Genomic DNA, 26,610 nt, shown 5'->3' with positions numbered 1-26,610 from the left:
CGCCAACGCAAAGCGGGCACGCGACGAAACGGAAGGCCCCTCGGTGACCGACGAGATCGTGACGAGCCTGGATGCCGCGAACGGCGTCACCACCGTGTCCCTCCGGGGCGAGATCGACATCCTCTCCGTGGAGCAGTTGCGGGTGGCTCTGGGCGAGGCGGTGGCCGGCCGTCCGCGGCTCATCGAGGTGGACATGGCCGGTGTCGCGTTCATCGATTCGACCGGCCTGGGCGCGCTGATCTCGGGTTTCCAGCGCGCCCGCGACTCCGGCATCGATTTCCGGCTGGCCCGGCCGTCCGCCAACGTCCGCCAGGTGCTCGTCCTGAGCGGCCTGATGGAGGTCGTCCCGGTGCGGCCGGCCGAACAGGGCCCGGCGCAGTGACGGCGGCTCACAGCGGCACCGGCACGCCCTGACGGTCCAGCAGTTCGGTCACCGCGGCGGCCGGCATCGGCCGCGCGAAGTGATAGCCCTGTGCCCGGCTGCACGCCAGTTCCCGCAGCCGTTCGGCCTGCCCGGCGTCCTCCACGCCCTCGGCGACCGGCGCCAGGTTGAAGGTGCGGGCGATGTGCAGCACCGCCTCGGCCACCGACGCGCCACCGGTCTCCGGCATCGCCTGCACGAACGAGCGGTCGATCTTCACGACGTCCACCGGCAGGGCGCTGAGGTGGCTCAGTGACGAGAAGCCGGTGCCGAAGTCGTCCAGCGCGATCCGGACGCCCAGTGCCTTGAGCGCGCCGAGCACCCGGGCCGACTCGACCAGGTCGGTCAGCGCCACCGACTCGGTCAGCTCCAGCACCAGGTCCTGCGGGGGCAGACCGGTCGCGGTCAGCACCGCCCGGACCTCCTCGATGAGCCGCGGGTTGCCCAGCTGGGACGCCGACAGGTTCACGTTGATCTCGAAGCCGGGGAACTGGCTCTGCCAGGCGATGGCCTGCCGGCAGGACTCCTCGAGCACCCAGCCGCCGATGCGGGGCAGCAGGCCCAGCGATTCGGCCAGGTCGAGGAAGGCGGCCGGGGCGAGCAGGCCGCGCTCCGGGTGCCGCCAGCGGATCAGCGCCTCGACGCCGACGGTCTGCTCGCCGTTGCGCAGGTCCACGATGGGCTGGTAGTGCACCTCGAACTCGCCGGCCTCCAGACCGCGCAGCACGTCGGCCTGCAGGCGGCGGTGCTGCTCGGCCGCGGCGAACAGCACCGGGTCGAACCGGCGGGCGATGCCGCCGCCGTCCTCCTTGGAACGCAGCACGGCCTGGTCGGCCCGGCGCAGCACCGACGTCAGGTCCTCGACGGCGCCGGCGATGGCCACCCCGGCGCTGGCCCGGACGGCCAGTGGCACCCCGGCGACCTCGATCGGCCGGTGCAGCTCGGTCAGCACCCGTTCGGCGACCGCGACGGCCGCGTGCTCGTCCTCCACACCGGGCAGCAGGACGGCGAACTCGTCGCCGCCGAGACGGGCGACCGTGTCGTTGGCACGCACGTTTACCGAGATCCGGTCGGCGGTGATCCGCAGCAGTTCGTCGCCGACGGCCTGGCCGTGCGACATGTTGACGTCCTTGAAGCCGTCCAGGTTGAGCAGGATCACCGCGGTGCGGTTGCGGCCCGGCACGGCGAGGACCTCGTCGGCGTACTCGACGAACATCCGGCGGTTGCCGATGCCGGTGAGCGAGTCGCGGAACGCCTGCTGGGCGAGCAGGACCTGCTGCCGGTTGCCGTCCACCTCGCGGCCGGTGAGCGCCTGCCGGGCCGCCAGCGCGCCCCCGATGAGCAGCACCAGCCAGGTCGCGGCGGGGGAGAGGTCCCCGCTCAGGTGCTGGACCGCGGCGGCGGTCAGGGCCGCCCCGACGGTGAGTTGCCGGAGCATCGGCCGGGTGTTGTCGGTCGCGAGGACCGCCACCGCCAGGCACACCGCGGCCAGCAGCGGCACGAGACGGCCGAGCAGCCCGCCCGGGTGCGCGGCCACGGCCGCCGGCCAGGCCAGCAGAACGAGCGAGGCAAGCACGATGCTGTCATCGATGCCGACCCGTATCCGGTCCATCAGTGCGTTGCGGCCCACGGTCCACCTCCGGCGACACACATCGGTCCGCCCCGGGCGCAGATGAGTCATCCGGACAGCCAATCGGCGAGTGTGACGATGTCGGCTCCGGGCAGGGCGAGCGCCGCCGCGCGGACCACCTCGGGCCGCGCGCGCAGGGCCTGCTGCGGCGCGACCAGGGCGAGGCCGCTCCAGGCCGCGTCGTCGTCGCGGTTCTTCACCAGCGCTTCACCGTACGACCGGAGCGCCGTCCCGTGGTCGCCGCGCACGCAGGCGGCGTCCCCGGCACCGGCGTCCCCGTCGCCGGTCCGGTCCGCCGCGTCGCCCTTCACCCGGGCGTGGGCCAGGCGCAGCCGGTGGCTGTTCTCCAGGGCGCGTCCGGGCGCCGAACTCAGCCGGGACGTGACCGCCGGCGGCGGCTGCCCGGCCCGCCAGGCGTCCGCGAGACGTCCGGTGTCGCCGGGCGTGACGGCCAGGTTTCGCAGCCGCCACCGCGCCCGGTGGTCGGCGTTCGCCAGTGCGGCCAGGCGGGCGGTCTCCGGCGCGACCGGATCGTCGCGCCACGCCGCGGCCTGCGCCCGCAGGGCCGTCACGAACCGCTCCCCGGCGGGGGTCAGCCGTCCGCCGTCCAGCAGGTCACCGGCCGCCGACAGCACCGCCTCCCGCCATCGGGCGAACTCGAATCCGCCGGCCGGCGATCCACCGGCCCGCCATTCGTCCCGCCAGAACCGGGTGACGGCCAGGTAGGCGTAGGCGCCGTGCAGCACCCCCGACGCCGGCCGTGGATCCTCCCGCCACGGCGAGTACTCCCGCTCGCCGCCCGGTTCGACCAGCGGGAACAGCAGCTGAACGGTGTTCAGCACGCTGTGCTGCGTCTCGTGGATCAGCCCGGCGGCCAGCGAACGCCCGTCCACCGGTGCCGACATGGCCACCGCTCCGAAGGCCTCCGCGGAGGTCGCGCTGATCCCTTCGGCCACCGGATCCGGAAGCACCGGCACGATCACCCGCAGCACCGCGGCGACGGTCGTGGCGGCCGCCCGGTGCCGGTCGACGAGGAGCCGCCACGCCTCGTCCAGGCAGGCGCTCCAGTGGGCCGCCTGGACGGGAGTCAGGGCCGGCGCCGGGGTCAGCCCCAGGGACCGGCGCAGCGGATCACTGTCGTCGACGCGTACCCGGAGAGAGAGGTCTCGGTGGTGGGCTGTGAGCCGATGACCGCCGCGCGGCGCGGGTGCCGCGTCCGGGGCCGCGCCGGTCCGCAGCGCGTGTGCGGCCCACAGACCGGTCATCGGGTCGGCGATCCACTGCCGGGTCTGATCCGGATCGGTCGTGCTCAGCCGGGTGAACCAGTCCGGCTCGACCGTCGCCGAAAGCCGCAGCTCGCGCAGGAGCAGGAGGTGCCGGCTCAGGTGGGCGCGGTGCAGCAGGTCCAGGGTGGCGGTGTCCGGGCGGCCCGCGCCGAGCGCGGCGAACGCACGGTCGCCGAGGGAGAAGGAGGACGGGGGAGGCTGCGGGGGCATCAGACCGCGGAGTTGAAGCCCGCGATGGGCTCGCCGGGGCCGGACAGCTCGCCGAGGACCCGGCGCAGGGAATGGGCGAGAACCGACTCGTCGTCATCCGTGACGAGATCCGTGAGGGAGACGCCGGAGAGATCGATCATCACGGATCGCCATTCGGTAGGCTTCCCGTCGCCGTCCTGGCCTGGCTCCACGGCACCTCCTTCAGTGCTGGCGCGGTGTCGGTCGATGCGTTGCCTGAAGGTTACGGCGGTCGCCGGGTCGGGTGACCGCCGGGAGTCGCTACGGTGGGTGCTCGCGGGTCTTGCACAGCCGTGATCTGATGGGCGTTGACTACCGCAAAGTCGGTAACGGAGGGCGAAAACGTGCGGGATGCAGACCCAGGCGCCGGTGACGGCGTGTCGCGAACGGACGTCGCGGTGGAGGCGGAGCCGGCCGAACCGGTGATGCCGCCGGCGCCGCCGTTCCCGATCTTCGACAACACGCCCACGTTGCCGCAGCAGGTGCCGGGCAACGGGTTCGAGAGTGGGCGGGACAGCCGTGCCCGCTGACACGCCGCCGTCACTGCCGAGGCGTGGTCCCGCGCCGGCGGTCGACCGGATGAGCAACGCGGAGCTGGCTCGCATGGTCGAGTCCGAGCATCCGTACCGGGGGCGGGCGCTGTTCGAGCTCAGCGACCGGGTTCCGCGTGACGACGACGCGGCCACCCGGGTGGGGATGCTGTCGCGGCTCACCTCGCTGCGCCGGGCGCGGCTCTTCGACCGCGTCTCGCTGGCCTGGTCGGCGATCATCGCGCTGCTGGCGGCGGAGACCCCGCACGCGCGCGCGGAGGCCTACGCGGCGTTCGCCGACCTCTCCGAGGAGGAGCGGCGGGACATGCTGGACTATCTCGAGGTCGGCACGATCGAGGAGGCCCACCCGCGCATCACGTGAGCGGGCCCCCGCCAGTGGGCGTGTCTCAGGCTTCGACGTGCACGTCGCGACGGAAGGCGACGCGGTCGCGGACCGCCGCGGCGTCGGGCTTCGGGTCGGGGTAATACCAGGCGGCGTCAACCGAGGTCTGTCCGGCCGCGCGCAGTGAGTAGTAGGAGGCCTTGCCCTTCCACAGGCACACCGTGTGGGTCTCGGAGGGAACCAGCACGTCCTCGCGGATCGATGCGCGCGGGAAGTAGTAGTTGCCCTCGAGCACCACGGTGTCGTCGCTCTCGGCGATCACTTCGTCGTTCCAGATGGCCTTCGGCATGACCCGAACGTACCCCGCAGATGGGTTTCGTGTCTGATATGTGCGGTTTATTCACCTCTCGAGGGTGAAACGTCCGGACATTGCCGCCGGAGCGTACAAAGATCTACAGTCGAGCTTTCCTGGCAGGAGAAACGGCGCTGATGGAGACCCGGCTCGACCAGCTGCGCGGCCCCGCGCGGGCCAAACGGCACAACGCGCGCACCATCGCCGCGCTCACCGGCAACCCCGGCTGCGACCGCCGGGCCGTGCTCGACGCCGCCGGAGTCGACAAGCTCAAACTCGCCGAACGGATCGGCTTCCCCGGCGAGTTCGGCCAGTCCCGGTTCGCGCTGTCCCGCGGCAACGCGTTCGAGGCGATGCTCAAGGCCGACGACTGCGAACTGCTGCGCTCGGTGCTGCAGGCCGACGCCGGACTCGGCTACTCCGACCTGGGCGCCGACTCCGACGACACGCTCAGCTCCCGGCACCGGCGCACCGTCGCTCTGCTCGCCTCGGCGCGCGCCGCGCTGATCGACCACCCGCTGCTCACCCTCGAGGTGGCCGGCCAGACCGTCTACCTCGAGCCGGACCTGATCGCGTACGCGAACCGCGGCCGCCTCCAGGTCGTCGAGATCAAGTCGTTCGCGATCGTCGACGGCCAGGCCGAGAGCGCCAAGGTCTCGGCCGCCGCCGTGCAGGCCGCCGTCTACGTGCTCGCCCTGCGCGACCTGCTGGAACGCCTCGGCCAGGACCCGTCCCTGGTCAGCCACGAGGTGGTGCTGGTCTGCCCGGAGAACTTCTCGCTGCGCCCGGCCGCGGTCGTCCTCGACATCCGCAAACAGCTGTCCACCCTGCGCCGCCAGCTGTCCCGGCTCGCCTCGGTCGGCGAACTGGCCGCCGCGCTCCCGGACGGCGTCACCTTCGACCTGACCCTCGAACCGGAGCAGCTGACCGGCGCGCTCGGTCACATCGCCGCCCGTTACGCCCCGGAGTGCCTCTCCGCCTGCGAACTCTCCGTGTACTGCCGGGACGAGTCGTCCGGCAGCACCGCCGCGCTCGGCCGCTCGGTGCGGGAATCACTGGGCGGCATCGAGACCGTCGGCGAGGTGCTCGCCCTGGCCGACGGCAGTCGCGAGCCGACCGAGGAGCAGAGCGAGGCCGCCGCCCTCCTGCGCACCGCGCTGCGGTTGCGGTCCGAGGCGCTTTCTTGAGTACGCTCACCGCGCTCGCCCGGGCCCAGGCCGCCGCCACCGGCCACGCCCAGCCGATCGCGACCGTACGCCACCTGCACCTGCACGACCATCCGATGGTCCTGATCCCGCTCGCGATGGCCGGCGAGGCGAACGCGCCGCTGGCCGCCCTGGCCGGCACCGATCCGGAGAAGCCGCGCCTGCTGGTGGTGACGAACCCGCGCAACCGCGACGACCGGTTCGCCTTCGCCGCCGAACTGGCCGAGGTGCTGGTCCCGTACGCCGAATCGTTCACCACCGACACCGAGGCGGTCCCGGTGGACCGGGGCAAGGACGTCCGGCACCGGTACACCGACGCCCCGCAGATCTGGGTGCCGAACCCGGGCGGCGTCGACTTCCTGCGCCTGTTCGGGCGTTCCACCCGGTTCCGCAGCGTCGACGGTGACAACCCGGTCCCGCCGGCCGTGCCGCTGCTCGGCCGCTGGCTCACCTTCTTCGCCGCCACCGCCGAGGTGCCCGGCTCGTCGCTGCTGCTCACCGCGGTGCAGGCGCTCGGCCTGCACTGGGCCACCGGCCAGAGCAGCGCCGAGGACGCCCAGCTCGGGGCGCAGCTCGCCTGGATCGAGGAGGGCGCGGCCGCGGCCCGCGAGGCGGAGAAGGGCCCGGTCGCCGGGCCCGCCACCGACCCGGACTTCGACAACCGGGTGCTCGCCCCGCTCTTCGAACGCGGGGACCCGGCCCTGCCCGAGGTGCTGCGCGAGCTGCTGACCCCGACCTGGGACCGGATGTGGCGGGTGTTCGGCCGGCTGCGGGACCTGCCGGTCGGCGACCGGGTGGCATCGCGCTGGGACTCCGACCGGGACGCCTTCACCGCCTTCGCGCAGACGCTCGCCGAGGGCGGCCCGCCGCAGCCCCGCCGGGACGGGGCGGTGGCGGCCGCGGCCCGGTTGCAACGCCTGGAGAACGCGGCTTCTCGATACTCGGTCCAGCGTGCCTTCGACGATCCGCTGGTGCTGGCCGAGTACCGCCTGGCCGGCGCGGCCTTCGCCGGGGTGGTGACGCTGGCCGCCCCGGACCGGATCGACGACAGCGGCAGACGGCCGGTGCTGCGCCCGCGGATCATGGTGCAGACGGCGGAGGAGGTCCGGGTCGAGCCGGGCACGTCGTTGACGTCACCGGCCCGGCCGTCGCAGAAGGCCCGGGTGGTGTCGGTGACCCGGGTGCCCGGCGGGTACGACGTGCTCCTGGAACTGTCCGGCGGGATGGGTCGCAAGCTGGTGGCCGAGCCGGGCAGTGTGCCGGCGGCGGGCGAGCGGCTGATGCTGACGACGCTGAGCGAGGCGTACCGGCCGGGCGGGGCGTTCCCGGACCCGACCGAGACGCCGTGGACCCACGGGGGCCCACCCGAGCCGTACGTCCCGCCTGAGATCTTGTCAGTTGAGGCGGACCAGCAGTAGGGCGATGTCGTCGTAGTGGCGTGGCGCGGTCTCCAGCAGGCGGGCGCACAGCTCGTCCCCGGAATACGCCGCGTTGGCCCGTAACACCCCCGCCAGCCGCCGGACACTCTCGTCGATGAGCAGGTCCTTCGACTCGATCAGCCCGTCGGTGTAGAGCACCAGCGTCGACCCGGGCGGCACCGTCCGCCGGTTGGTCGTCCGCGGTCCCAGCGGCGGCAGCCCGAGCAGGGGCTCCGGCGGCACCCACCACACCTGCACCGAACCGTCCGGCAACAGCAGCAGCGGCGGCGGGTGTCCCGCGTTGGCGAACGTCACCGCGTAGCCGCCGGGGGCCGGCCGGACCCGGGCCAGCACCGCGGTCGCCGACGCCGGCACCGCCAGCCCGTGCAGCGTGTGGTCGAGGGCGGTGAGCACCGCTCCCGGCTCCTCGTCCCGCCCGTACGCGTCTCCGCGGACCAGGTTGCGCAGCTGCCCCATGGTGGCCGCCGCCTTGATGTCGTGCCCGGAGACGTCGCCGACGGCCACCACCGCGCCGCCGTCCGGCTGGGCGAACGCGTCGTACCAGTCGCCGCCGACCGCCGCGCCGTCCTGGGCCGGCTGGTAGCGGGCGTGCAGGTCGATGCCCGGGATCTCCGGCAGGTCGGTGAGCAGGCTGCGCTGCAGCACCTCGGCCATGTGCCGCTGCTCGCGGTAGAGGCGGCTGTTCTCCACCGCCAGCCCGGCCCGGCGGCCGATCTCGGCAGCGGTCTGCGCCTGCGCCGCGGTGAACGGCTCCCGGTCCGGCCGGTTGACCAGCAGCACCGCCCCGAGGACCCGGCGCCGCACCGACGAGGTGATCGGCACGATCATCGACGGTCCGAATCCGGCGCGGGTGGTGATCGCGGTCAGTTCGGCGTCGAGGATGCGGCTGCGGACCTCGGCCGCGCCGTCCGTGGTGCGGAACAGGCTGCCGCTGCGGCGGACCGCGAGCAGCATCGAGCGCAGGTCCTCACGGGTGGCGGTGAGCAGGCCGGCGATCCGGTCCATGTCGTCGGCGTGCCCGGGGTCGTGGTGGGCCGCGGAGACCCGGGCCGGTTCGCCGAATTCGTCGGCGATCGCGACCACGCACCAGTCGGCCAGCCGGGCGGTGACGATCCGGCCGAGCCGCCGCATCGCCTCGCTCACGTCCATGGTGGCGGCCAGCGACTCGGTCACCTCGGCGAGGAGTTCCATCTGCTGCTGTGCGGACTCGGCGGTGCGGCGGGCCTCGTCGGCGGCCACCCGGGCGATGCGCAGGCAGACCTCCGACGAGCAGACCTCGGCCAGTTCGCTGAGCAGCGCGATCTCGCTGGGTGTCCAGATCCGGGGTTCGGTGTCGACGGCGCAGAGCGCTCCGACGATCAGCCCGTCCGGGTCGGTGATCGGGGCCCCCGCGTACGCGATCGCGTTCAGCTCGTCGATCGCCGGGTTGTCCCGCATCCGCGGGTCGGCGCGGACGTCCGGCACGGCCAGCATCCGGCCGGCGATCACCACGTGGCGGCTGAACGAGTGGGTCAGCGGCATCTCGCGGACGGTCCCCAGCGGATCGGGCATGCCGACGTGGCCGGCGAGATATTGTCTATCTGCGTCGACCAGGCAGATCGCACCCATCGGGGCGTCGACGAGCTTGTTCACCAGCATCGACAGCCGGTCGAAGGCGGGGTCCGGTGCCGGACCGCCGATGATCCGGCGCACCGATCGCAGGCGTGGTGGGTCGGCCAGCACGCTCTGCCCGGTGTCCTCGATAACGTCCCGTTGCAGCACTGTCGCCCTCCGGCCGGTCGCCCGCCAGGTTACCGGCGGGAGACGAGCGGATGCCCCTCCAGCGGCGGCCCGAACGACCCGAACGCTCCGCCGAACGGCCCATCGGGGCCCCTCAGCTGGGGGTCGTCCCGGCCTGGCTGATCCCCATCAGGGCAGACTTATGTCACAGCCGGTGCAGGCGTCGATCTTGCCCACTTTTGCTACTTTCCGCGCAGGCTGTGGATCGTCGTCTCACGCCGCGTGATCGAACGGCGACCGCCGTCCCGCGGTCAGCCCGGAGCGTATGGTCGCCCGGGTCTCGGCGGCCCCGAGCCCCGCGCGCCGGGCCGCCGACGTCAGCTCCCGCCGGACCGTCCCCTCGTCGAGCAGGCCCGCCCCGACCAGCCGCCCGAGCGAGAACGCCGCCCGGTTCAGGGTGTCGTTGCGGGTGCCGGGAACCGCGCCGGCCACCCGGTCGCTCTCCGCCTCCAGGGCTGCCCCGGCGTAGCGGCCGGGATGGGTGACCGTCCGCTCGGGTCCGGCCGCCGGCGGCCCGGCGATCAGCTCGCGGAGCGCGTCCGGGGCCGGCGGCATGAACGCCTCGGGTGGCCGGAGCCAGGTGTAGTCGGCGCCGGTCACGTGCCGTGACGGCGGGGCCAGGACGTATCCACCGGCGCCCCGCCAGTCGAGGCCGGGCAGGAGACCGACGCGGTTCCCGTACCCCGTGGGGTGGAACCAGAGGTGGCGCCCGCCGCGCCCGGTCCGCACCTGTGGTCCGGCCGGGATCGCGGCGTGCAGCAGGCGGTGCAGGCCGTGCCAGCCCTCGGCCGAGTCGACGTCGGCCACGTCCATCACCACGCCGGTGCGCAGGCCGACGTTGGCCCGGGGCCAGCGTGCCCACCAGACGTGGATCTGCCACGGGTCGGTGGAGGCCTCGCTCAGGCCGTGCCGGAGCAGCGGGTGCTTGCCGGGGCTGTCGCAGCGGGCGCCCCGGCCGCAGGAGCAGCGGCCGGCGCGGTCAGGCGTGTGCACCGGCAGGACGGGGATGCCGTGCCGGGCGTACGCGAGGGCTGCTCTCAGCGACATTAGAACAACCGTACGATAAATTCACCGCCGATGCAGGTGCGCCAGCATCGCCTGGTTCGCCTCCCAGCCGTCCGGGAACTTCACCGGCACGCCCAGATGCACCGGCTCGGTCGACGGATGCGCGTCGAGCAGTTCGGCGATGCCCTCCCGGGCCACCACCACGCAACCGTGCCGGTGCCGGGAGGTGAGCACGCAGAGCCGGCCGGACTCCAGGTGGAAGGCGGTCGCGTCACGCCGTCCGGAGAGCGGGTGCAGCACCACGGTCAGGTCGTACTCCCGGCCCTGCAGCCGGTTCGCGGTGTCCACCGTGACGCCGGCCGCCTCCGGGGGCAGCAGGGCGCGGATCGTCGCCACCTGGTCGCGGTGCGCGGCGCCGATCGCGATCCGGTCCGCCGTCAGCGGGCCGGTGCCGGACTCCGAGGTGGCGACGCCCTCGCGGGTCAGGGCACGGCCGGCCAGCGCCGCACAGGCGGCCGCGGCCTCGGCGTCCGTGCGTACCGTGAAACGCCCGGGAAGTTCGTGGAATCCCCAGCCGGACGCCGCCGCGGCGTCCAGCGCCTCGTCGAGCCCGTCCGACGCGGCCCGGCCGAAGGTCAGCACACGGTCGCCCGGACCGGTGCCGGACCGGAACCCGGTGAAGGGATAGAAGGCCTCGGCCACCACCGGCGCCGCCGAGGCGGGCAGTCGCCAGGAGACCGGCAGGCGGTGCACCGGCAGGTCGGGGTTGTGCCGCAGCAGCACCGCCACCGCGCTCTGCATCGGATCCCAGGAGAGCCCGGTCCACCGGTCCACCTCGACGGTGGAGAACGGGTCGAGCTGGCCGGGGTCGCCGACGAAGAGCGCCCGCCGGAACCGGGGCGCCACGCGCAGCAGGGCGTCCGACCGCATCTGGTACGCCTCGTCCACGATCGCCCACGGCCAGGTGCCCTCGGTGACCGTGGCCCATTTGGCGGCCGTGCCGATGGTGACCGCCGGGGAGCCCAGATCGGCGACCTTGGGCGCGACCCGGCAGGCCGGATGGGCACGCACCCGTTCCGAGGACGCGTAGTCCACCGCGGAGAGCCGACCGACCGTGACCTGCGGCGATCGCGTGCCCAGGCGGTCGATCAGGTCGTCCACCTGCTCGTTCGTCTGCGCCACGATCATCAGGGGTGCGCCGGTCGCGGCGAGCTCGCCGGCCGCCCGCACGACCAGGGTCGACTTGCCGGCACCGGGCGGGGAGTCGACGACCACGCCGCGGTGATCGCCGGAGAGGAGGTCGGCGAGAACCGCCGCGATGACGGTGGCCGCCTCGTGCGACGGGCTGACGACTGGGTCGGAACTCACCTCGGCAACGGTAACGCCCGGCACCTCCGGTGGGTACGCTCCCACCTGTTATGGATCATCATGAATGGACCTGGCCGGCGGTCCACCTGTCCGCGCTGCGGCTCGGGCGGCGGCTGGGTGTCCGCGTGCCCGCCTCCCAGCCGCACCGGTGGTCCTTCGTGCAGATCGTCCCCAGCACCGGCCCCGCCGACGAGGATGCGATCCGGGCCGGGCGGGCCCGCAGCGACGACGCCCGCAGCTTTCGCGTGACGCACTGGGAGTTCGAATCGGATCGCCTGGAGGGATACGACCACGGAATCGGCGCGGTCCGGTTGCGGCGTGCCGAGGCCGCCGATGAGGGTGAACTTCTCGCCGTTCTCCGGGAATGGCGTCTGCCGCCTTCCGAATTCCGCTATTCGTGGGACACCGTCGATCCGGACTGACGATTCCCGTCGCCATTTCCGTAGGGCCGGGAAAAGGCCTGCCTGCGCCTCGGCCTGCCCGATCGCTGTTTTCCCTGGTTGGGGGCCACATTTTGTCCCTGCGGGGACAGTCGGGCTGTCCGCCCGCCCGGGGCGGATTTCCCGGGTCTGTCCGAATGGTGCGCCGGGGTGACCGGTGAGTGAGGGCGGTGATGAGACGTGACAGTGAGCTGAACCGGTTCCGTGGCGTTGTCCCGGCTTCCGGGTCCGTGAAACACGTCCGAACCGGATCGAGGTTCTCGGGTGCCGTGCGGTGTGACCTGCTCGGGCCGGAGGACGCCGGCGCGCGGGCGGGTGATCTTCCGGATGGCGGGAGCCTGAGTGAACTGACGGGAATCCGACACTTGCACTGTCGTGAGCCATGCAGTGATCATGTGGCCCCGCGGGGCCTCGGGGTGAAGTCGATCGAGATGCAAGTCCCCGGCGTGCGCCGGAACCGATTTCGGGAGTCGCCGGACGGCGCCGGCACTCGTCGCGCAAATGATCAACACGTCCGCCGCGACGCAGGTGGCACCCGCTTTGATCACGTCCCGTGAAATGATGTTCGCATCCCTGTCACCCCTCGGAAATAACTCTCGGCTTCACTATCGAGTACGGGTGAAAAGCGAAACCGGCTTGCAACTTGCGCATGCGGTTCGCTGCGCAAGTTGCAGGTTTCGCAGCCGCCCGCCCGGATGCTCCATCGTCGTGGCTAACCGATGATCAGCGTGCGCGATTTCATTCATGACTGTTTTTATGATCTCGTTGCGAGCCTCTTCCAGTCGATCATCGGAAGTGCAACTCTTCTAGCCAGCAGTGACGTCAGAAACACGGACGGTGGTGGTGGGGAATGCGCCCAGACGTTCTCGTCGGTCCGAGTGAATGGCTGATCGAGCAGTTCGGTGACAAGATCGCCGACGAGCTGTGGACCCGGGTGCCGGAGGCACTCAGCACCGCGATCGACCGCGAGGTTCACGCCCACCCGGCCATGACCCAGACCGTGGAGCGTGTCCTGGCAAACCCGCGATGGGCGCTGCCCTACGAGGAACTCGTCCTGTTCCTCGGCACCCTTCCGGGAGCGGAGATCATCAGTGTGCCGAAGTCGGTCTATCAGCTCGTCCTGATCAACGGCCATGTCGTGGTCCCGTGGTGCTACGGACAGTCCGCTCGGATCTCGATGCGTGACGCCGAGGTCGGACGCTCCTTCGGGCGTCTCGCCCGCGAGTTGTTACGCCGGTTCGGCCCGTCCTGGCGGCGTTCGCCGGTCGAGTCGCCGCTCCCGCTCGACGCGGTCGACGAACGCGATGTCGCCAAGATCTGCGCGGCCATCGCCCAGATCGCGCCCCGGCCCGAGGTGGTCATCGCGGGCTACGCCGGGGCGCCCCACCTGGGTCTGCTCCGCGCCTGCATCGGCGAGATCAAGTCGACCGACAACGGCACCCTCAACTGGAGTCACCTCGACGACCTGCCGCTGCCGCCGCCGGTGATCCCGCGCCCGCGGCGCATGCAGTTCCCCTGAGCGGGGAAGGGTTCCTCCGGCTCGCACGATCCGGATCGGAGGAACCCGTGGCTGTCTCGTACGTGGTGACCGGCGGAGGCCGGGGCATCGGCCGTGCCGTCGTCGAACGCCTCGCCCGCCCGCACCCGGACCCGGGCGGTGCCGACGGCGACGTCGTGGCGGTCATCGAGACCGATCCGGCGGCGCTCGACTGGCTCGACGGTCATCCGGCGGCCGGCCGTCTCGTCCCGGTGGTCGGTGACGCCGCCGACCCCGAGGTGGCCGACCGGGCCGCCGCGGCGGCAGCCGCCGTGGCGCCCCTGCGCGGCTGGGTCAACAACGCCGCGATCTTCCGGGACGCGAGCCTGCACGATGACCCGGCCGCGGTCGCCGCGCTGATCGACGCCAACCTGGCCCCGGTGCTGACCGGCTGCGCCACAGCCGTGCGCCACCTCCGCGGCGGCGGCGCGATCGTCAACATCTCGTCGCACCAGGCACAGCGCCCGGTCCGGGGCGCGCTCGCCTACGCCACCGCCAAGGCGGCGATCGAGGGACTGACCCGCGCGCTCGCCGTCGACTACGGACCCTCCGGGGTACGCGTCAACGCCCTGTCCCTCGGCTCGATCGCCACCGCACGCTCGGACGCGTACCGCGCGGCGCTCCCGCCGGACGGCCGCGCCCGGTTCGACTCCGAGATCCGGCTGCTCCAGCCGCTCGGCCGGATGGGCCGCACCGACGAGGTCGCCGAAGTGGTCGCGTTCCTGCTCTCCGGGGCCGCGGGTTTCGTGAACGGCGCGGTCGTCCCGGTCGACGGCGGGCGGTCGGCGACCGGGCGGGACCCGGAGGAGGCTCAGCCGGCCGGCTGGTGAGGCGTCATCAGGTAGGCGGTGTCGTATCAGGTAGGCGGTGTCGTATCAGGTAGGCGGTGTCATCAGGTAGGCGGTGGAGAACGGCTCGCGGCGGGCGCGCATGTCCGCGTACGCCGCGACCAGGAACGGCGTGAACAGCACCCCGCCGAGCGCGTAGACGATGCCGTCGCCGAACGCGATCGCCACCGTCGCGGCCAGGTCCGGCAGGGCGGCCTGGAGGATCGCGGTGATGACCGTGTAGACCAGGCCGAACGCCAGCCCGATGCCACCGAGGGTGGCGATCCGGGCCAGGGCGGCGCCGAAGTCGGCGTGGAACAGCTGGAACGAGCGGCCGATCCCGGCACCCCGCTCGACGGTGATCACCACGGGCAGCACGGCGAGGGCGGCCCCGACGTAGAGGACGGGGAAGAAGCAGAGCAGGGCCGCCACGAGGTAGATCGGGATGGCTAGCAGACCCCAGCCGAGCATCGCCGGGGCCCGGCGCAGGCCGGTGCGGACCGCCGACGCCAGGGTCACCGGCTGACCGGTGGCGGCGAGGACCACCATCCGGGCGGCGGCCACCGTGACGACCATGTAGATCAGCGCGGAGATCAGGGCCACGACGAGCACCAGGCCGAGGGCGATCAGGAACGGTCCCATCTCCACCGTCGCGGAGTCGACAGCGCCGAATCCCCGCTCGGCGGCGGCCTGCTGTTCCTCGGCCCGCCGCTGGGCCGGGATCATCATGGCCACCGTGGGCACGGCGACGATCACGTGCAGGATCAGCGACGGTTTCCAGGTCTGCCGCAGCAGGTGCAGACCGCGCTGCCACCAGCCGTTGTAGTCCGGGCTGACCAGCGGATCGTTGGGCATGGCGTAGAACGACGGCGGCACCGCGGGTGGTTGAGCCGGCCAGTAGTGCCCGTTACCGTCCAACTCCACCCATCCCTGATTCACGAGGTCCCCAGATACATCGATACAAGATCAGCGCGCGTCACCCTATCGGCTCGGGCATCGACACGCCGCCCGGTGAAACAGGCCGGTCCGCACCGTTACGGGATCGACGTCAGGTCCTAGACTCCTGGAGATGTCGGAGCAGCGGGAATCGCCCACGACGATCCGGGATCGGGCCGTCGCGGTTGCCGATTACCTGCTCGCGGTCCGTGCACAGACCGACCGTCCGGCTCGTACCGTACCGTTCGACGCCCACTGGCTGGGAGACCTTCCGGAGCACCCGGACTGCCGGATCGGCCCGGGCGGGGACGACGCGTCCTGGTTGCGGGCCGGCCGTCCCGATCCGGTGGCGCCCGGCGCCGATCAGATCCGCGAACTGCACCGGCGGCTCTTCGACCGGATGCACCAGCTGGACATGGCCGCCGCCACCACCGAACTGGTCTGGGGCCACGGCCTGCTCGAGGCCGAGATCGACGGGGTCGCGATCCGTTACCCGCTGGTCGCCACGCCTGTCCTGATCGAGTACGACGCCGACCGCACCCTGATCACGGTCTCCCCGGCCGGCCCGTCCCGCCTGCAGGCCGACGCCCTGACCGGTCTGGACGAGCGTTACCTGAGCCAGCTCGTCGCGCTGACCGGCCCGGGCGGCGCGGTCGAGGCAGATCTGTGGAGCGACCTGGAGCGGCGCGAGTTCTTCGAGCGGGCACTGACCCGGATGGGTCTCGACCGGGTCGTCCTGGCGCCGGGGGAGACGGCCAAGGGCGTTCCGGCGTTCGTCCGCGACACGTCGGTGCTGTTCGCCCGTCCCCGCCAGCGCCAGTTGCGCGGTTTCCTGGAGAACCTGCGCGACCGGCTGGCCGGCGACGTGGGCGCGGTCGGTGCGCTGGCCGCGGTGGTCGCGCACGAGCCGAGCCGGCTGCGGATGCCGGACGACCGTCCGGAGACCTGGGACCGGGTCGGCGAGCGTCTGCTGATGCCGCTGCCCACCAACGAGGCGCAGGAGTCGATCGCCCGCCGTCTCGCGCATCACCGCAACGTCGCCGTGCAGGGCCCGCCCGGCACCGGCAAGACGCACACGATCCGCAACCTCATCTGCCATCTGATGGCCAACGGCAAGCGGGTGCTGGTGGTCGCGCAGAAGGAGGAGCCGCTGCGGGTGCTCCGCGACGGTCTGCCCGAGGAGGTCCGGCCGCTGTGCCTGGCGGTGCTCGGGCGGACCACCGATCAGCTGATGCAGCTGCAGCTGGCGGCCCGTGAGCTGTCCGACCGCGCGGCCACGCTGGACGCCGACGCCGAGACGCGCCGGGTGGACCGGTTGACCCGTGCGATCGAGGAGGCGGAACGCGAACTGGCCGCCGCACTGGCGGGACTGCGGATGATCGCCGAGAGCGAGGCGGTCACGTACCAGATAGGTGGTATCGCTCTTCTCCCCGCCGAGGTCGGCGCCTGGCTGCGGGAGCGCGCCGCGGCACACGGTGGCATCCCGGACCCGGTCACCGGACCGCCGCCGCTGACCATCGAGGATTTCGCGACGCTGCTCAAGCTGGCCGCCCGGCTGCGGCCGGAGGACCGGGTGGCCGCGATGCGGCCGATGCCGGAGATCTTCGATCTGCCGGACGCCGCCACCGCCACCGCGCAGCGGGAGAGGATCACCCGGATCTCCGCGGACCTCGCACGCTGGGCGGACCAGGGCATCGATCTTTCGAGGGTACGCGGTGAGCACCGCGACGGGATCGCGGATCTGCTCGCCGACCTGCGGGAGGCCCTGGCCTGGGTACGCCGTCGCGAGGGCACCTGGACCGACCGGCTGGGCCGGCTGCTCGACGACCCGCACTGGCGCACCATGTGGAACGACCACGTCACCGCGACCGAGGCGCTGTACGCGGAGCTGACCGAACTGACCCGGACGGTGAGCGGGCACGGCATCGTCGCGCCGGAGCACCTGCTCACCGAGCCGAAACTGCTGCTCGGCCGGCTCGCGGAGATCCGTCAGCGGTTCGCCGCGGGACGCGGCCTGAACCGGTTGCTGCAGGCGGGCCTGCACCGCGTCGCCGACGAGATCCGGGTGGACCGCGAACCGTTGCGCACACCCGAGGACGTCGACCTGGCCGTCGCCGCGGTCCGCCGCTCGCAGGCCCGGCACCGCCTCGGTGAGCTCTGGCTGGAGTGGGTGGACCGGCTGTCCGTGCCGGAACCCGCATCCGGCTGGGGCGACCCGGAGATCTGGGCCGGTGGGCTGCTCGCCGAGGCCCGCCAGTCGCTCGACTTCGACCTGAACCGCTGGCCGCCGCTGGCCGCCCGGGTCGCGGTGCTGGCCCCGCAGCGGGAGCTGTCCTTCGAGCCCGCGGCGCTGGCCGCGATCACCGAGATGCTGGAGGGTGTCGCCGGGGTCTTCGACCGGGAACACCTGGAGGCGGTGCAGCAGGCGGTGGCCGCCCGGGTGGCGTCCTGGCCGGCGCTGGCCGAGGCCTGGCAGGAGCTGGACGGCTGGGACGAGGCGGTCGGCGAGGTGCGCCGGCTTGTCCTGCTGCAGCCGGACGTGATGCGGTTCCATGCGGCGTACGACCGGCTGGCCCCGGTCGCGCCGGAGTGGGCGGCGGCGATCGCCGGTGGTGAGCATCCGGTGGTCTCCGGCCAGGCGTGCCTGGAGGCCTGGGAGTGGCGGCGGGCGCAGACCTGGTTCGATCACGTGGTCGGCGAGGTCGACCCGGCGGTGCTGGCCCGGCGGGTGGAGCGGGCCCGGACCCGGATCCGGCGGCTGACCGGCGAACTGGTCGTGGCCTCGTCGTGGCTGGAGGTGGCCCGGGCACTCGACGACCGGCGCCGCGCCGCGCTTGCCGACTGGACCACCGCCCTCCGCAAGATCGGCAAGGGCACCGGCCGGGGCGCGGCGGCCTGGCAGGCGCACGCCCAGCGGGCGATGGAGTCGGCGGTGACCGCGGTGCCGGTCTGGGTCATGTCGGTGGACCGGGCGATCGAGCAGTTCGCCGCCGGCGCCCGGTTCGACGTGGTGATCGTCGACGAGGCGTCCCAGGCCGACCTGTTCGCGCTGCCGGTGCTCACCCTCGCCGAACGGGCCGTGGTGGTCGGCGACGACCAGCAGATCGGCCCGCAGCTCGGGTTCGTCGGGTCGGTCACCCCGCTGATCCAGCGGCACCTGACCGGTGTCCCGTCCGCGGAGCACTTCGACCCGGAGTCGTCGCTGTACGACCACGCCGTCCGCCGGTCCCCGGAACGGATCCTGCTCACCGAGCACTTCCGCAGCGTGCCGCAGATCGTGGAGTTCTCCTCCCGGCACTACTACGACGGCAAGATCATGCCGTTGCGGGCGGACCGGCCGGCGCTGCCCCCGATCCGGACGGTCTTCTGCGAGAACGGGGTGCGTCGGCCGGTCCCCGGGTTCGGCGACGTCAACACCGACGAGGCGGACGCCCTGGTCGAGCAGGTCACCAAGATCGTCGCCGATCCGCGGTACGACGGGAAGAGCCTCGGCGTGATCAGCCTGCTGAGCAGCAGCGGGCAGGCGAACTACCTGCTCGACCGGCTGCGTGACACGATCGGCGAGGACGAGATCCAGGCCCGGCGGCTGCGGGTGGGTGACGCGTACACGTTCCAGGGCGACGAGCGGGACGTGGTGCTGATCTCGATGGTGGTGTCCGGGAAGGATCAGCGGATCGCCGCGTTCACCAAGCGCGACTACCACCGGCGGATCAACGTGGCGGCGTCCCGGGCCCGGGACCAGCTGTGGATCTTCCACTCGGTGCGGCCGGGATCGCTGGCCGCCGACGACGCCCGGGGGCTGCTGCTGGCGTACGCGTCGGACCTGCCCGCCGAGGCGATGCCGGCCGACCCGGCGCTGCTCTGCGAGAGCGACGTCGAACGGGCCGTCCTGCGGATGCTGATCGATCGGGGTTTCCGTCCGGTTCCGCAGTTCCGGATCGGTGGTTACCGGATCGACTTCATGCTGAACGCGCCGGACGGCCGGCGGCTGGCGATCGAGTGCGACACCGATGCGGCCGGGCCGGACCAGTGGGAGAGTGACAGCCGCCGGCAGTCGGTGCTGGAGCGGGTCGGCAACTGCGTGTTCGTCCGGATCCGGGGCAGTGTCTTCGCCCGGGAGCCCGCGGCGGCGATGCGGCCGGTGTGGCAGCGGATCGCTGAGCTGGAGATCACTCCGGTCGGCGGGGATCTCGACGGGGACCTCGCCGGGGATTCCGACGGGAACCTCGGTGAGGACTGATTGCGTTCGCTTCCTTACGCGCCGTGCATGCGCTTCAGGGGATTCGGGTAGGGAATTGCGGAAGGTTCCATAGTAAATACACGTAGTGACAGCCTGTCATCGAAACGAGGGCGGCATTTCGACGGAAATGTAGGGCAACGAGGTCATCCGTTCGGTTGTTTCGCTGCTCTGGATGGGCGATAATTCCCAGCTCATGGCCTTGCCTGCGGAAACGTCAAAACTTTGACGCCTACGTCCACTGTTACTGCGGCCCGGTGACGGGTCGTAATAGGTGAGGGGTCTTGGGTGGCAAAGGGGAGCGGTCGTGCGCAAGGGGGGAGGTGACGTCGGATGACGGTGCCCAAAAAACGGAGACGGGCCACGCCGGCGAAACCGGCCACCCTGCCGGAGCCGCGCCAGCCCGCCGATCTCGCCGATCTCGCCGGTGTTGCCGGGGTCGGCTCGGCCGATCTCGCCGGTGTTGCCGGGACCGGCGCGGCCGATCTCGCGGCGGCTGACTCGGCCGATCTCGCCGGGGCCGGCTCGGCCGATATCGCCGAGGCCGACCCGGGTGAGCGGGACGCCTGGTTCACCTACGCGGCGACCGACGACACGATCGTCTGGTCCGCCGAACTGTCCGCGATGCTCGGCCGCCCGCCGGCCGAGAAGACGATGACCCGCCAGCTGCTCGCCCGGTACGTGCACCGCGACGACCACGCCAAGGCGCTCGGCGCCATCACCGACGTCTGGACCAGCCAGGACGCCGTACGCACCACGGTCCGGCTGATGCGCGCCGACGGTGGCTGGTTCGACGTCGACTGCCGGCTCGACCCGGTGAAGAGCCCGGACGGGACGGTCCGCGGCATCCGCGGCACGGTGTTCGACGTGTCCGACCGTGAACGGGCCCGCCGCGAACACACCCGCCTCACCCGCCGCGGCGAGACCGTGCAGGTGTCGCTGGTCGAGTCCGACCCGGCGACCGGCCTGCTCACCCGGGAGCGGTTCGCCGACGAGGTGGACCGGGCGCTGCGCGGTGCTGGTGGCGCCCTGCTGGTGGTCCGGGTCCAGTCCTCCTCCGGCGCCGCCTCTTCCTCCGAAGCCGCCGTTTCCTCCTCCGGGGCCGTCGTCTCTTCCTCTGAAGTCGGCGCCTCCGACGTCGCTTCCTCCGGAGCCGTCGCTTCCTCCGGAGCCGTCGCCTCCGACGCCGCTGTCTCTGATGCCGCCTCTTCCGGTATCGCTGAGGTGTCGCGTCCCTCCGGCGTCGCCGACATGTCGCGGCTGGAACGCAACGCCGCCCTGCTGCGCCGCGCGGCCCGGCTGCTGGAGGGCAAGGTCAGCCCGGAACACCTGCTCGGCCGGGTCGGCCCCAACGAGATCGCGGTGCTGCTCGCCGGCGCCGGCTGGCCGGCCGCCAAGGAGTACGCGCAGGTCCTGATGGAGGTCCTCGAGGAGCAGACCGAGGCCCGTTGCTGGGGCGGCCTGGTCCGCTTCGAACGCGACGCCGAAGCCGGCAGCCACGGCCTGTTGATCGACGCCGAGCAGGCCTGGCGGCAGTCCCGGGAGACCGGCCGCCCACTGACCCGGATCGCCCACCCGGTCCCGGTCCGTGACCGGCAGGGCTCCTACCGCACCCGGGTCGCCGACGCCCTCGGTACCGACCGGTTCACCCTCTGGTCGCAGCCGATCCTGGAACTGCAGACCAACCGGGTCACCCGGCACGAACTCCTGCTGCGGGTGCTCGACGAGAGCGACGGGCCGCAGTCGCCGACCCAGGTGCTGGACGCCGCCGAACGGCTGGACGCCGTCTACGACATCGACCTCTGGGTGGTGGAGCGGGCCATGCGGCTCGCCGCCGAACAGCCCGGCCTGTGCCTGCAGATCAACCTCTCCGGCCGCTCGGTCGGCGACCCGCGGCTCACCGCCGAGGTGGAGAAGCTGCTGCAGCGTTACCAGGTCAATCCGGAACAGCTCACCTTCGAGATCACCGAGACCGCGCTGATCGGCAACCTGAGCGAGGCCCGCCGGTTCGCCGACCGGATCCGCGATCTGGGCTGCGGCCTGGCGCTCGACGACTTCGGCTCGGGCTACGCGTCGTTCCGCTACCTGCGCCTCTTCCCGATCGACCTCGTCAAGATCGACGGCGAGTACGTCGTCGACCTGGTCGCCAACCCGCAGGACCAGGTCCTGGTCCGGGCCCTGGTGCAGGTCTGCCAGGCGTACGGCATCCATACCGTGGCCGAGTTCGTCCAGGATGAGCCGACCTTGCGGATGCTGCGCGAACTCGGTGTCGACTATGTCCAGGGATATCTCATCGGGCGCCCGTCCCCGGTGCTGCCGGACCGGTTGCAAAGCCCCTGACGTGGGTAACGTCCGCGGTATGGAGCACTTCACGATTGCCACCGTCGCGGAGCAGAACCCCGACTTCCGACGCGTCCTGTGGACCGGTAAGCACACCCAACTCGTGATCATGACGATCCCGCCGGGCGGTGAGATCGGCGAGGAGGTCCACGAGGTGGACCAGATCCTCACCTTCGTCAGCGGCGTCGGCACCGCGACCGTCTCCGGCGCCAAGCGCAAGGTCGCCCAGGGTGACCTGGTCGTCGTCCCGGCCGGGCACAAGCACAACTTCGTCAACGACGGGCCGAACCCGCTGGTCCTCTACACGATCTACGGCCCGCCGGAGCACGCCGACGGCGCGGTGCACAAGACGAAGGAGGCCGGCGACGCGGCCGAGGAGGCCGGCAAGGACGAGCCGCCGTCGCAGTGACGGCGCTCCCCGTCGCGGGGCCGGTTCCTGCCATGGCGGGGCCGGTTCCTGTCACGGCGGAGCCGGTTCCTGTCACGGCGGGGCCGGTTCCTGTCACGGCGGAGCCGGTTCCTGCCATGGCGGGGAAGCCCTTTGTCACGACGCCGGAACCGGCCGAGGCCCCCCAGCCAGCCGGTTCCGGCGCCGTGTCGGGGTGAAAGTCCCCGCACAGCGTACCCGCCTACTTCCACGTAAGTCGATCGATGCGAGGGCTGGACGGCCCGTTCGCGTCGATTCCGCGGGCCGCCACTAACCTTCCATCATGGACGAACCGCGCTGGTTGACCGAGGAGCAGCAACACGCCTGGCGGCAGGTCGTCGAGGTGCTCGTCAAGGTGCCGGCCGCCCTGGAGGCGCAACTGCAGCGCGACGCCGGTCTCACACACGTGGCTTACCTGGTGCTGATGACGTTGTCCGAGCAGCCGGATCGTCGACTCCCGATGAGTAAACTCGCGAAACGGGCCAGCTCCTCGCTGTCCCGTCTCTCGCACGTCGCGGCCCGCCTCGAGGAGCGCGGCTGGGTCCGCCGCGAACGCGACCCGGAGGACGGCCGCGTGCAGATCGCGGTGCTCACCGACGACGGCTGGGCCAAGGTGGTGGCCGCCGCACCCGGGCACGCCGAGGCCGTTCAGCAGCTGGTCTTCGACCGTCTCACCGGGACGCAGGTCCGGCAGCTGACCAAGGTCGCCGAGGCGCTCCTCGAAACGCCGCTCGAGGTCCGTCCGCGCGTCTGAGACCGTCGAGATCCGTCCGCGCGTCTGAGACCGTCGAGATCCGTCCGCGTTTGAGACCGTCGAGGTCCGTTCGCGCGCCGGAGAATGTCGTACCCCGGTGGTTGGGTGTTCCCATGTACACCGAAGGGCCTTCCTCGCTGCCACACGTGGTCGCCTGGCGCAGCGTGACACCGCAGTCCGGTGGCGTCCGGCGGATCCTGCCGGACGGCTGCCTCGATCTGATCTGGCACGAGGGGGCCGTCTTCGTTGCCGGCCCGGACACCACCGCCCAGCTCGCCGGCCCAGCGCCGGGCGACCGGTTCGCCGCCCTGCGGTTCGGGGCCGGCACCGGTCCGGGCGTGCTCGGCGTCCCGGCCTCCGAGCTGGTCGACCGCCGGGTCCCGTTGGAGGGCATCTGGCCGGCGGCCGAGGTTCGCCGGGTCGCCGAGTCCGACGATCCGGCGTCCGCGCTGGAGTCCGCGGCCGCCCGCCGGTTCCAGCCGCCGGACCGGGCGATGGTGGCACTCGCCGACGGCGCCCGGTCCGCGCTGCCGGTGACCGAGATCGCCGACGGCAGTGGACTCAGCGAACGGCAGTTGCGCCGTCGCAGCGTCACCTCGTTCGGCTACCCGCCCAAGACCCTGCACCGGATCTTCCGGATGCGGCGTGCGGTCGCGCTGGCCCGTGCCGGCCGGGCGTTCGCCGAGGTGGCAGCCGAGACGGGCTACGCCGACCAGCCCCACCTCGCCCGCGAGGTGCGGGCGCTGGCCGGCGTGCCACTGGGCGAGCTGGTCGGCACCCGTCCCACCCCGACCCCAGCCTGACCAGACGCCACAGTGTCGTGCCGGCCGGGTGCTGTGCTCCGGCCGTACACCATGGCGTTGATCGGTGCCGGGTGGTTGCTGGTCGGGTCGGCGGGGCGGCGTGCACTGAGCGGTCAAGCAGACGGGGTGGTGTGCCGTGAACAGGTCAGTGGGCGGGGCGGCGTGCACTGAGCCGTCAGGCGGGCGGGGCGGCGTGCACTGAGCCGGTCAGGCGGGCGGGGCGGTGTGGGTGAGATGGTCAGGCGGGCAGGGTGGCGTAGAGGTCGACGCCGTTGCCGTCCGGGTCGAGTACGACGGCGTAACGCTGTCCCCACGGCGCGTCCCACGGCTTCCGTTCGCTGGTGTGCCCGGCTTCGATCAGGCGGCGATGGGTCTCGTCCACCTCGGCCGGGCTCCCGCACTCGAAGGCCAGGCTGATCCGGGCGCCGTGCGGCCCCGGTGGGGTGAACCCCGGGTCGAAGGACGCGAGTGTGGCGTGGGTGTCCCACATGAGACGGACGCCACCGCTGAGAGTGATCTCGGTGTGCGGGGCATCGTCGGCACCGTCCTCGAACTTCAGGCCGAGGAGACGGTAAAAGCCCAGCGAGGTGGCCATGTCGGCGACGGACAGGCCGAAGGCGTTGAGAACAGTGGTCATGCACCGGACGCTACGGCTCGTGAGGTCCGGTGTCTTGAACAAATCGGACCTCGGCCGGATCGCGGGTGTTTCCCCGCGGTGATGGCGGGGGGTAGTCTCTTGGCTCCGACGCGTACATATCGACAAGAAGGCACAGGTGCGATGAGCTTGCGCATTCTCGTGGTGGGCGCCGGCACGGCCGGTCTGGCGGCGGCCCGGGGGCTGCGTATCGCCGGGTTCCGGCCGGAGGTGGTGGAGGCTCTGCCCGCCACCACGGTTCCGGGCGCCGGCATCTATCTCCCGGGCAACGCCGCACGGGCGTTGCGCCTGCTCGGGCTGGATGTCCCGCTGCGCCCGCTCGGTGACCTCATCTTCCGCCAGGTCTTCCTCGACATGCGCGGCCGGCAACTGTTCGAGATGGACGTCGCGGCGCTGTGGGCCGGGGTCGGCGAGTCCCGGGTGCTGTCCCGCGGTGATCTGCAGCAGGTGCTGCTCACGGGGGTCGGCGGCGAGGTCCGCTACGACACCGAGGTGACCGGCCTTGAGATCGTCGAGGGTGCCGCCAAGGTCGAGTTCGGCACCGGCGTCGTGGGGGAGTATGACCTCGTCGTCGGCGCCGACGGCCGCCGGTCCACGATCCGGTCCTTCGCGGGACTGGGTGGCCCGGCCGTCCCGACCGGTCAGATCGTCTACCGCGCGGTCGTCACCGGCGGCCCGCCGCTGACGGACTGGACCGCGGTCCTCGGCCGGCGTTCGTCGTTCGTCGCGATGCCGATGGGTGGTCGCAAGCTCTACTGCTACGCCGACGAGACCGCGCCGGAGAGTCCCGACCCGCAGGATCCGATCGACCGTCTGCGTGACCTCTTCTCCGGTTACGGAGGTCCCGTTCCGGCCATCCTCGAGAAGATCGAGAAGGTGCAGGTGGCGCGGACCGACGAGGTGCTGCTGCCGTCCTGGTCGACCGGTCCGGTGGTGCTGGTCGGTGACGCGGCGCACGCGACCGCGCCGACGTTGGCGCAGGGTGCGGCCATGTCCTTCGAGGACGGTTGGGTGCTCGGCCAGGAGCTTCGCAACGCCAAGGACGACATCCCGTCGGCGTTGCGGGCGTTCGAGGATCGACGGCGTCCCCGGTGCAACGAGGTCCGCGATCGGACCCGGGAACGCGATCGGACCCGGGACGTTCCGCCGTCGTTGCGTGACCCCATGTTGCGGCGCCGTGGCCTCCGCATCTTCACCGATCACTATCGGGAACTCGTCACCGGAGTCTGACGGGACGGACCCTCCACGGAGGTCCTTGGGTCACCCCGCGCAGGCCGAAGGTCGGTGGAGGACTATTCTGCCAGCGGAGTACGCCTGATCTTCGGTGTTCGGTCGAGGGGCGTACGGCTCTAGGGACGAACGAGAACAACGGAGGCAATTCGTGACGACCGTTGCGCCGTCGCCGATCGCGACCAGACCCTATCCGGTGCGACGGCAGGTCAAGGGTTCGGCATTCGCCCGGATCCTGCGCACGACGGATGCGAAGCAGATCGGGATCATGTACATGATCACGGCCTTCGTGTTCTACATGCTGGGCGGCCTGATGGCCCTGCTCATGCGTGCGGAGCTGGCCCGGCCGGGCATGCAGCTCCTCTCCGCGGAGCAGTACAACCAGCTGTTCACCATGCACGGCACGATCATGCTGCTGTTCTTCGCGACACCGATCGTGTTCGCATTCGGCAACTACCTGGTGCCGATCCAGATCGGCGCGCCGGACGTGTCGTTCCCCCGGCTGAACGCCTTCGCCTACTGGCTCTACCTCTTCGGTGGTCTGATCACCATCGGTGGTTTCGCCACCCCGGGTGGTGCGGCCGACTTCGGCTGGTTCGCGTACACGCCGCTCAGCAACAGCCTGCACTCGCCGGGTATCGGCGGAAACATGTGGGTGGTCGGCCTGGCCCTCTCCGGTCTCGGCACGATCCTCGGCTCGGTCAACCTGATCACCACGATCCTGACCCTGCGCGCGCCTGGCATGACGATGTTCCGGATGCCGATCTTCACCTGGAACATGCTGGTCACCGCGCTGCTGGCGATCCTGATCTTCCCGTTCCTGGCCGCCGCGCTGTTC

General features: G+C 71.9%; 24 protein-coding genes. 15 read left to right on the top strand and 9 right to left on the bottom strand.

Annotated elements, in window-relative coordinates:
- Positions 1–43: 43 nt before the first annotated feature.
- Positions 44–382 carry an STAS domain-containing protein gene (locus tag WH85_RS18975; RefSeq protein ID WP_045743246.1) on the top strand — a complete coding sequence of 113 codons (339 nt, stop codon included), beginning with the start codon at positions 44–46 and terminating at the stop codon, positions 380–382.
- Between the two features lie 7 nt (positions 383–389).
- Here WH85_RS18975 and WH85_RS18970 read toward each other — a convergent pair whose 3' ends face one another.
- Genes WH85_RS18970 through fxsA form a run of 3 tightly spaced genes read right to left on the bottom strand, consistent with a single transcriptional unit; the run spans position 390 to position 3,738 of the window.
- On the bottom strand, positions 390–2,051 hold the full coding sequence (locus WH85_RS18970; RefSeq protein WP_045743245.1) for a putative bifunctional diguanylate cyclase/phosphodiesterase: 1,662 nt from the start codon (positions 2,049–2,051) through the stop codon (positions 390–392).
- Between the two features lie 47 nt (positions 2,052–2,098).
- On the bottom strand, positions 2,099–3,547 hold the full coding sequence (locus WH85_RS18965) for an aKG-HExxH-type peptide beta-hydroxylase (protein ID WP_045743244.1): 1,449 nt from the start codon (positions 3,545–3,547) through the stop codon (positions 2,099–2,101).
- Positions 3,547–3,738: an FxSxx-COOH cyclophane-containing RiPP peptide gene (gene fxsA, locus WH85_RS48185; protein ID WP_245673998.1), complete on the bottom strand. Its 192-nt coding sequence runs from the start codon at positions 3,736–3,738 to the stop codon at positions 3,547–3,549. Before fxsA ends, WH85_RS18965 begins: the two co-directional genes overlap by 1 nt.
- A 204-nt stretch (positions 3,739–3,942) precedes the next feature.
- Between fxsA and WH85_RS50500 the strand changes: the two genes are divergently transcribed.
- Both WH85_RS50500 and WH85_RS18960 read left to right on the top strand, forming a co-directional pair.
- The gene (locus tag WH85_RS50500; protein WP_157411081.1) at positions 3,943–4,095 is read left to right on the top strand and encodes a hypothetical protein; all 153 of its coding nucleotides are present in this window, start codon (positions 3,943–3,945) and stop codon (positions 4,093–4,095) included.
- 49 nt (positions 4,096–4,144) lie between these two features.
- A complete protein-coding gene (locus WH85_RS18960) occupies positions 4,145–4,477 on the top strand; it encodes a hypothetical protein (RefSeq protein ID WP_045743243.1) in 333 nt (110 codons plus the stop codon).
- Between the two features lie 25 nt (positions 4,478–4,502).
- On the opposite strand, the gene WH85_RS18955 is transcribed toward WH85_RS18960, so the two are convergent.
- Positions 4,503–4,787, bottom strand: coding sequence for a DUF427 domain-containing protein (locus WH85_RS18955; RefSeq protein ID WP_045743242.1), 285 nt, complete (start codon positions 4,785–4,787; stop codon positions 4,503–4,505).
- Between the two features lie 140 nt (positions 4,788–4,927).
- On the opposite strand from WH85_RS18955, the gene WH85_RS18950 reads away from it, so the two are divergent.
- Complete coding sequence (locus WH85_RS18950) at positions 4,928–5,977, top strand: hypothetical protein (RefSeq protein ID WP_045743241.1); 1,050 nt, start codon at positions 4,928–4,930, stop codon at positions 5,975–5,977.
- Positions 5,974–7,413, top strand: coding sequence for a hypothetical protein (locus WH85_RS18945; RefSeq protein WP_045743240.1), 1,440 nt, complete (start codon positions 5,974–5,976; stop codon positions 7,411–7,413). Before WH85_RS18950 ends, WH85_RS18945 begins: the two co-directional genes overlap by 4 nt.
- On the opposite strand, the gene WH85_RS18940 is transcribed toward WH85_RS18945, so the two are convergent.
- From WH85_RS18940 to WH85_RS18930, 3 genes are all read right to left on the bottom strand, one after another.
- Positions 7,390–9,195 (bottom strand): GAF domain-containing SpoIIE family protein phosphatase, encoded by a 1,806-nt coding sequence (locus WH85_RS18940; protein WP_045743239.1) that lies wholly within the window; start codon positions 9,193–9,195, stop codon positions 7,390–7,392. The genes WH85_RS18945 and WH85_RS18940 overlap by 24 nt on opposite strands.
- A gap of 231 nt (positions 9,196–9,426) precedes the next feature.
- Complete coding sequence (locus WH85_RS18935) at positions 9,427–10,260, bottom strand: bifunctional DNA primase/polymerase (RefSeq protein WP_045743238.1); 834 nt, start codon at positions 10,258–10,260, stop codon at positions 9,427–9,429.
- Positions 10,261–10,281: 21 nt separating this feature from the next.
- Complete coding sequence (locus WH85_RS18930) at positions 10,282–11,586, bottom strand: AAA family ATPase (RefSeq protein WP_045743308.1); 1,305 nt, start codon at positions 11,584–11,586, stop codon at positions 10,282–10,284.
- A gap of 50 nt (positions 11,587–11,636) precedes the next feature.
- Here WH85_RS18930 and WH85_RS18925 point away from each other — a divergent pair, with 50 nt between their 5' ends.
- The 3 genes from WH85_RS18925 (at position 11,637) to WH85_RS18915 (ending at position 14,393) form a co-directional block, all read left to right on the top strand.
- Positions 11,637–12,008 carry a hypothetical protein gene (locus WH85_RS18925; RefSeq protein WP_052720534.1) on the top strand — a complete coding sequence of 124 codons (372 nt, stop codon included), beginning with the start codon at positions 11,637–11,639 and terminating at the stop codon, positions 12,006–12,008.
- Positions 12,009–12,876: 868 nt separating this feature from the next.
- Positions 12,877–13,545 carry a hypothetical protein gene (locus WH85_RS18920; protein ID WP_045743237.1) on the top strand — a complete coding sequence of 223 codons (669 nt, stop codon included), beginning with the start codon at positions 12,877–12,879 and terminating at the stop codon, positions 13,543–13,545.
- Positions 13,546–13,592: 47 nt separating this feature from the next.
- Entirely contained in the window at positions 13,593–14,393 is an 801-nt protein-coding gene (locus WH85_RS18915; protein WP_045743236.1) for an SDR family NAD(P)-dependent oxidoreductase, read from the top strand.
- Between the two features lie 45 nt (positions 14,394–14,438).
- Here WH85_RS18915 and WH85_RS18910 read toward each other — a convergent pair whose 3' ends face one another.
- The gene (locus tag WH85_RS18910; protein ID WP_169792464.1) at positions 14,439–15,314 is read right to left on the bottom strand and encodes a hypothetical protein; all 876 of its coding nucleotides are present in this window, start codon (positions 15,312–15,314) and stop codon (positions 14,439–14,441) included.
- A 145-nt stretch (positions 15,315–15,459) separates the two neighbouring features.
- Here WH85_RS18910 and WH85_RS18905 point away from each other — a divergent pair, with 145 nt between their 5' ends.
- From WH85_RS18905 to WH85_RS18885, 5 genes are all read left to right on the top strand, one after another.
- Positions 15,460–19,566 (top strand): AAA domain-containing protein, encoded by a 4,107-nt coding sequence (locus tag WH85_RS18905; RefSeq protein WP_083449092.1) that lies wholly within the window; start codon positions 15,460–15,462, stop codon positions 19,564–19,566.
- 330 nt (positions 19,567–19,896) lie between these two features.
- A complete protein-coding gene (locus WH85_RS52990) occupies positions 19,897–21,903 on the top strand; it encodes a sensor domain-containing phosphodiesterase (protein ID WP_045743234.1) in 2,007 nt (668 codons plus the stop codon).
- Positions 21,904–21,922: 19 nt separating this feature from the next.
- Complete coding sequence (locus WH85_RS18895) at positions 21,923–22,312, top strand: cupin domain-containing protein (protein WP_045743233.1); 390 nt, start codon at positions 21,923–21,925, stop codon at positions 22,310–22,312.
- A gap of 301 nt (positions 22,313–22,613) precedes the next feature.
- Positions 22,614–23,084: a MarR family winged helix-turn-helix transcriptional regulator gene (locus tag WH85_RS18890; RefSeq protein ID WP_045743232.1), complete on the top strand. Its 471-nt coding sequence runs from the start codon at positions 22,614–22,616 to the stop codon at positions 23,082–23,084.
- Between the two features lie 113 nt (positions 23,085–23,197).
- Positions 23,198–23,887: a helix-turn-helix domain-containing protein gene (locus tag WH85_RS18885; RefSeq protein WP_045743231.1), complete on the top strand. Its 690-nt coding sequence runs from the start codon at positions 23,198–23,200 to the stop codon at positions 23,885–23,887.
- Positions 23,888–24,125: 238 nt separating this feature from the next.
- Here WH85_RS18885 and WH85_RS18880 read toward each other — a convergent pair whose 3' ends face one another.
- On the bottom strand, positions 24,126–24,524 hold the full coding sequence (locus WH85_RS18880; RefSeq protein WP_045743305.1) for a VOC family protein: 399 nt from the start codon (positions 24,522–24,524) through the stop codon (positions 24,126–24,128).
- Positions 24,525–24,665: 141 nt separating this feature from the next.
- Here WH85_RS18880 and WH85_RS18875 point away from each other — a divergent pair, with 141 nt between their 5' ends.
- Both WH85_RS18875 and WH85_RS18870 read left to right on the top strand, forming a co-directional pair.
- Complete coding sequence (locus WH85_RS18875; protein ID WP_045743230.1) at positions 24,666–25,772, top strand: FAD-dependent monooxygenase; 1,107 nt, start codon at positions 24,666–24,668, stop codon at positions 25,770–25,772.
- 151 nt (positions 25,773–25,923) lie between these two features.
- Positions 25,924–26,610 (top strand): cytochrome c oxidase subunit I (locus WH85_RS18870; protein WP_045743229.1); only part of this gene is annotated, 687 nt, incomplete at its 3' end.

The sequence above is a fragment of the Actinoplanes rectilineatus genome, from assembly GCF_000962825.1.
GTDB classification, from domain to species: domain Bacteria; phylum Actinomycetota; class Actinomycetes; order Mycobacteriales; family Micromonosporaceae; genus Actinoplanes; species Actinoplanes rectilineatus.
The sequence above is the reverse complement of the archived record's forward strand: the minus strand, read 5'-3'. Positions and strand labels throughout refer to the sequence as shown.